This window comes from Vibrio sp. OPT18 (genome assembly GCF_015163615.1).
GTDB lineage: Bacteria > Pseudomonadota > Gammaproteobacteria > Enterobacterales > Vibrionaceae > Vibrio > Vibrio coralliirubri.
The window spans coordinates 101,761-107,760 of sequence record NZ_JADDYK010000088.1 but is presented as its reverse complement, the minus strand read 5'-3'; the positions used below and the strand labels follow the sequence as shown (position 1 = coordinate 107,760).

Below are 6,000 nucleotides of genomic sequence, written 5' to 3'. Positions count from 1 at the left end.
GAAAAAGATCATGCGTAAGATCAAAGAGATCTTCATTGCGATCCACATTGAGCAGCTTCTTAGTAAAGAAGAGATCATGGAGCTTTACGTCAACAAGATCTTCCTTGGTCACCGTTCGTATGGTTTTGGCGCTGCAGCACGTGTTTACTTCGGTAAAGATCTTCCTGATCTAACACTAAGTGAAATTGCGACGCTTGCGGGTATGCCAAAAGCACCTTCGACAATGAACCCTATTTACTCTGTTGAGCGCGCGACTAACCGTCGTAACGTTGTATTGCGTCGTATGTTAGACGAGAAATACATCACTCAAGCAGAGTTCGATGACGCTCGTAGCGAAGAAATCATCTCGAAATACCACGGTGCAGAGATCGAACTGAGCGCGCCATATGTTGCTGAAGTTGCACGTGCTTGGATGGTGGAACGCTACGGTGAAGAAGCTTATACATCAGGCATGAAGGTCTACACGACCGTGGATTCGAAACTGCAAAAAGCAGCGAACCAAGCCGCGATCAAGAACCTACTTGGCTACGATGAGCGTCACGGCTACCGTGGTGCTGAAAAAGTATTGTGGCAGACTGCGCAATCAGCGTGGGATCAAAAACAAATCGTTAAACACCTTAAGTCTCAACCAACCTATGGTGACTTAGTCCCTGCTGTTGTTACCGCGGTTGATTCGAAAAGTGCGCAAATTTGGGTTAAGAACCAAGGTGAAGGCACTATCGAATGGCAAGGCATGAACTGGGCGCGTAAATTCCTAACAGATAACCGCCAAGGACCAGCGCCTTCTCAAGCGAAAGAGATTCTGGCTGTTGGTGAGCAAATCTGGGTTCGCCATGAAGCCGTTACCGGCGATGAAGTCTCTGAAGAGCCGACAGAAGAGTCAGCGACGGCAGAATCAGAAACACCGATTGTATGGCGACTAAGCCAAGTACCGAATGCGAACACCGCATTTGTTGCAATGAACCCGAACAACGGCGCAGTATTGTCGATGGTGGGTGGCTTTAACTTTGTACACAACAAGTTCAACCGTGCAACGCAATCTATTCGTCAGGTGGGTTCTGGTATCAAACCATTTATCTACTCAGCAGCGATTGAGAAAGGCTTAACGCTAGCCTCACTGATCAACGATGCACCGATTAACCAATGGGATAAGAGCCAAGGCACAGCATGGCGACCAAAGAACTCGCCACCGACTTACGTGGGTCCAACTCGTTTACGTATTGGCTTAGCTCAGTCTAAAAACGTAATGGCGGTACGTGTACTGCGTGAAGTAGGCCTAGATGATACTCGTAACTACCTAACTCGATTTGGTTTTGATATTGACGAAGTACCGCGCTCTGAAACCATTGCTCTGGGTGCTGGCAGCTTAACGCCAATGAAGGTAGCTCAAGGTTACTCAGTATTCGCTAATGGCGGCTACTACGTTGAACCTTTCTACATCAGCCGCATTGAAACACCATTTGGTGAGACTGAATTTGAAGCGACACCGAAAGTGGTTTGTAAAGACGATTGCCAACAGCAAATGACCGCAGATCCAATGGCTGATGAGTTTGCCGAGCAAGATGTGGATGCCAAAGTACAATACGCACCTCAAGTTATCTCTGAACAGAACGCATTCCTTGTTCGTGAAATGATGTACAGCAACATCTGGGGTGGCGGTGATTGGAGCGCAGGTACGGGTTGGAACGGTACAGGTTGGCGTGCACAGCCGTTGAAGCGTCGTGACATTGGCGGCAAAACGGGTACCACCAACGATTCAAAAGATACTTGGTACAGCGGTTACGGCCCTGGCATGGTTGCAACGGTATGGGTTGGTTTTGATAACCACAACCGCAACCTAGGCAGAACTAAAGCGAACTCAAACCTTGGTAAAAATCAGATTACCGGTGCAGAAGCTGGCGCGAAAACAGCAGAACCTGCATGGGTTGATTTCATGGGTACGGCGTTAGCGGGTGTTCCTGCTGAGCGTAAAGAGATTCCAGAGAACATCGTTCGTGTTCGTATCGACCGTGAAACTGGCTTACTGACTAACAAGTTCGATAGCTCATCGATGTTCGAGTACTTCGAGAAAGGCACAGAGCCAACCGAGTACATCACTGAACGTTTCAATGATGACATCTACTCAACCTCATCAGGTGAAGCAGTAGAAGAACTGTTCTAACTAAGGTTTGTTGAACCTAGTAACATGAACCAATAAAAAGGGTTGATATGCATTCATATCAACCCTTTTTTTATCTATATCTGACCAGACTAGGCTCTAAAATCAAGCACTAAGCCGTCTTCTCCAGTTGAGTTCGAATCGTCTCAGCCAATTGCTCGAAACGTCCCTTCAATGGAGAGCCCGGACGGTAAGCCACGACAATTCTACGTGAAGGTGTTGGATTCACCGCTGGCACGTAACACACACCATCTTTCTGCTTTTCCTTTGGCACCGATAGCTGAGGTAGCAAGGTAATGCCCGCTCCCGCCGCCACCATGTTACGCAGCGTTTCTAAGCTGGTTGCCTTAAAACGTTCGTCATCTTTGGCACCCGCAGCAAAACAGAAGCCCAAGGCTTGGTCTCTTAAACAGTGACCGTCACCTAGCGCCAGTACGGTTTGTCCATTTAGCTGCAGCATATCGACAGTGTCTTGTTGAGCCCACTCGTGGTCACATGGAACGGCAACACTTAACGGCTCGTCATATACATCAATCTCTTTAAACACCGCCGTTTCATCAACCGCAGCCAGTACCAAGCAATCAAGCTTGCCATCTTCAAGTTGGCTCACTAACTGATGGGTCTGGGCTTCATGCAGGTAAAGCTCAAGATCTGGGAAGCTCTCTTTAAGATGAGGAACAATCTTAGGTAAGATGTAAGGACCCACGGTTGGAATAAAACCAATGTGCATTGGCCCCGTCATCGCTTCACCGTGCCCACTCGCCATATCTTTAAAAGTTTTCACTTCATTGAGAATACGCTTGGCTTGTTCAACAAGTTGTAACCCTGATTCTGTAAATATTACCTTCCTTGGACTACGCTCGGTTAACTGAAGTCCAATTTCATCTTCGAGTTTGCGTATTTGACCGCTTAGTGTCGGCTGACTGACAAAGCACGCTTCTGCCGCTTTTCGGAAGTGTTTATGCTCTGCGAGCGCCACCAAGTATTCAAAGTCACGAATGTTCATGATCAGTCTCTTACCTCAGGTTTTAATAAGAACAAGGGTTCTAATAGAAACATTTAAAAGAAAAAATGCTCTTGATAGAATTTACCTATCAAAACCATAACATCAAACGATTAGAGCTATCAAAGGATTTATCTAATAATGGGCTCAACGAAACGAAACAGAGCGAAGAAAAACGTTAAGCTCTGATAGAACAAAATTAAAAATACTATTTAAGGAAATCAATATGTTTGCATCTAAAGAAGGTCAATCAATCCCTCAAGTAACATTCCCAACTCGCCAAGGTGATGCATGGGTCAATGTAACGACTGAAGAGCTATTCAAAGACAAGACAGTTATCGTATTCAGCCTACCAGGTGCGTTTACGCCAACATGTTCGTCAAGCCACCTACCTCGTTACAACGAGCTACACTCTGTATTCAAAGAAAACGGTGTTGATGACATTCTGTGTGTTTCAGTAAACGACACATTCGTAATGAACGCTTGGAAAGCAGACCAAGAAGCGGAAAACATCACATTCATCCCAGATGGTAACGGTGATTTCACAGACGGCATGGGCATGCTAGTTGAGAAAAACGACATCGGCTTCGGCAAACGTTCATGGCGCTACAGCATGCTGGTTAAAAACGGCGTGGTAGAAAAAATGTTCATCGAAGAAGACGTACCAGGCGACCCGTTCAAGGTTTCTGATGCTGATACTATGCTTAACTACCTTGCTCCTGAGCACAAAGAGCAAGAGTCAATCACAGTATTCACTAAGCCAGGCTGTCCTTTCTGTATGAAAGCAAAACAGAACCTAATCGACAAAGGTCTGAACTACGAAGAAGTGGTACTGGGCAAAGACGCAACAACAGTAAGCCTACGTGCAATCTCTGGTCGCACTACCGTTCCTCAAGTATTCATCGGTGGCAAACACATCGGTGGTAGCGAAGAACTAGAAACTTTCCTAGGCTAATCGCTTCATCGCCGATATAGGCTTAGAAGTATCAGCTAACCCACCCTCTTGTGGGTTAGCCATTCCAAACGCTCTTATCTGAGTTTTGGAAAAAGAATATAGCTGGTGACTCGCCCGTCTTTAACTAACCTATAGTTAGTAATAAAAGCAGAGTCACAAGCTAAACCTAATAAAACAGAATCACAAAACTGACCCACTATCCTGACTCTCAAGAAATCACCAGAGTTGGAGGGGTTCGTTCAAACCAAATTTAGCCATTACGAGAAAATTATTATGAAACAAGTCAATGTAGATGTAGCAGTTATCGGGGGCGGTACGGCAGGTTTAGGTTCTTACCGCGCTGCAAAAGCACACACTGACAGTGTCGTGATGATTGAAGGCGGACCTTACGGTACAACCTGTGCTCGTGTTGGTTGTATGCCATCTAAACTGCTTATTGCAGCTGCGGAAAGCGTACACCAAATCGAGAAAGCTCCGGCTTTTGGCGTTCACCCACAAGGTGATATCGTGATTAACGGCCGTGAAGTGATGGACCGAGTGAAGTTTGAGCGTGACCGTTTTGTTGGTTTTGTTTTAGAAGGTGTTGATGAAATTCCAGAGCAAGACAAGATCTCTGGCTACGCAAAATTTTTAGACGACAACACACTACAAATTGATGACCACACGGTTGTCACCGCTAAACGTATTGTTATCGCGACCGGTTCGCGCCCTGCATACCCTGCCGTTTGGAATGAGCTTGGTGATCGTCTGATCATTAACGACGACGTGTTCAGCTGGGATGATTTACCAGAATCGGTTGCCGTATTTGGCCCTGGTGTTATTGGTCTTGAGCTTGGTCAGTCACTGCACCGCTTAGGTGTGAAAACCAAACTGTTCGGTTTGGGTGGTCAAGTTGGCCCAGTTACCGACCCAGAGATCATGGCTTACGCAGATAAAGCCTTCAATGAAGAGTTCTATCTAGATGCCGACGTGAAAATCGAAAGCATGAAGCGCATTACCACTGAATCGGGTGAGGCTCGCGTCGAAATCCAGTTCATCAATAAACAAGGTGAGCTAGAAACTAACATCGTTGAATACGTACTGGCAGCAACAGGCCGTCGCCCAAACACTGACAAGCTTGGCTTAGAGAATACCTCTCTAAAACTTGATGAACGTGGTGTGCCAATCGCAGACCACTACACTCTACAAACATCGCTACCATCAGTATTTATCGCTGGTGATGCGAGTAACCAACTGCCTCTACTGCATGAAGCAGCAGACCAAGCGCGTATTGCGGGTGACAATGCAGGTCGCTTCCCAGAGATTCGAGCAGGCCTACGCCGCTCTAAAATCTCGGCAGTATTCTCTGACCCGCAAATCGCGATGGTTGGTGAAACCTACAAAGAGATCACCACACGCTTAGGCACATGTGGCTGTTTCGCAACGGGTGAAGTGTCTTTCGAAAACCAAGGTCGTTCACGAGTGATGCTACGCAACAAAGGTATTCTGCACGTTTACGGCGAGCAAGGTACAGGCCGCTTCCTTGGTGCTGAAATGATGGGACCAAACGCAGAGCACTTGGCTCACTTGTTAGCATGGGCACACCAGAACAAGATGACGGTTTCTGAAATGCTAGACATGCCGTTCTACCATCCAGTAATTGAAGAGGGTGTACGAACTGCACTACGTGACCTGAATGCGAAACTGCACCTAGGTCCAGAGATGGTGAAACACTGTCTGGATTGTGGCCCGGGGTGTTAATCTCAGACTACCGCCAGTCAATTAAGAGTTAGCAGTTAGCAAACGCTAGATACTAAAAAAGGAAAGCCATTGGCTTTCCTTTTTGTTTTTGGCAACGAGTAAATAACAGATTCCCGATTACGCTCCTTCGTCGCTTTCGGGAAT

At 46.6% G+C, this 6,000-nt stretch carries 4 protein-coding genes and 1 pseudogene; 4 read left to right on the top strand and 1 reads right to left on the bottom strand.

The genetic code is table 11. The features are described 5' to 3' along the window. On the top strand, positions 1 to 2,161 hold a 2,161-nt coding region (locus IQQ51_RS22940), incomplete at its 5' end, for a penicillin-binding protein 1A (protein ID WP_228013178.1). Between the two features lie 109 nt (positions 2,162 to 2,270). Here IQQ51_RS22940 and oxyR read toward each other — a convergent pair. After that, positions 2,271 to 3,164 (bottom strand): DNA-binding transcriptional regulator OxyR, encoded by an 894-nt coding sequence (gene oxyR / locus IQQ51_RS22935; RefSeq protein WP_017061132.1) that lies wholly within the window; start codon positions 3,162 to 3,164, stop codon positions 2,271 to 2,273. On the opposite strand from oxyR, the pseudogene IQQ51_RS27605 reads away from it, so the two are divergent. The 3 genes and pseudogenes from IQQ51_RS27605 (at position 3,163) to IQQ51_RS22925 (ending at position 5,856) form a co-directional block, all read left to right on the top strand. Beyond that, a pseudogene (locus IQQ51_RS27605) lies at positions 3,163 to 3,343 on the top strand (hypothetical protein). The gene oxyR and the pseudogene IQQ51_RS27605 overlap by 2 nt on opposite strands. A gap of 44 nt (positions 3,344 to 3,387) precedes the next feature. Beyond that, a complete protein-coding gene (locus tag IQQ51_RS22930; RefSeq protein WP_017061133.1) occupies positions 3,388 to 4,116 on the top strand; it encodes a glutathione peroxidase in 729 nt (242 codons plus the stop codon). A gap of 273 nt (positions 4,117 to 4,389) precedes the next feature. Beyond that, positions 4,390 to 5,856, top strand: a complete 1,467-nt coding sequence (locus IQQ51_RS22925) for a dihydrolipoyl dehydrogenase (protein ID WP_193842206.1) — start codon at positions 4,390 to 4,392, stop codon at positions 5,854 to 5,856. Positions 5,857 to 6,000 lie beyond the last annotated feature (144 nt).

What these genes read in the sequence shown, in the direction of transcription:
- oxyR (WP_017061132.1), bottom strand. Translation starts at nt 3,164, where the DNA reads ATGAACATTCGTGACTTTGAATACTTGGTGGCGCTCGCAGAGCATAAA.
- IQQ51_RS22930 (WP_017061133.1), top strand. Translation starts at nt 3,388, where the DNA reads ATGTTTGCATCTAAAGAAGGTCAATCAATCCCTCAAGTAACATTCCCA.
- IQQ51_RS22925 (WP_193842206.1), top strand. Translation starts at nt 4,390, where the DNA reads ATGAAACAAGTCAATGTAGATGTAGCAGTTATCGGGGGCGGTACGGCA.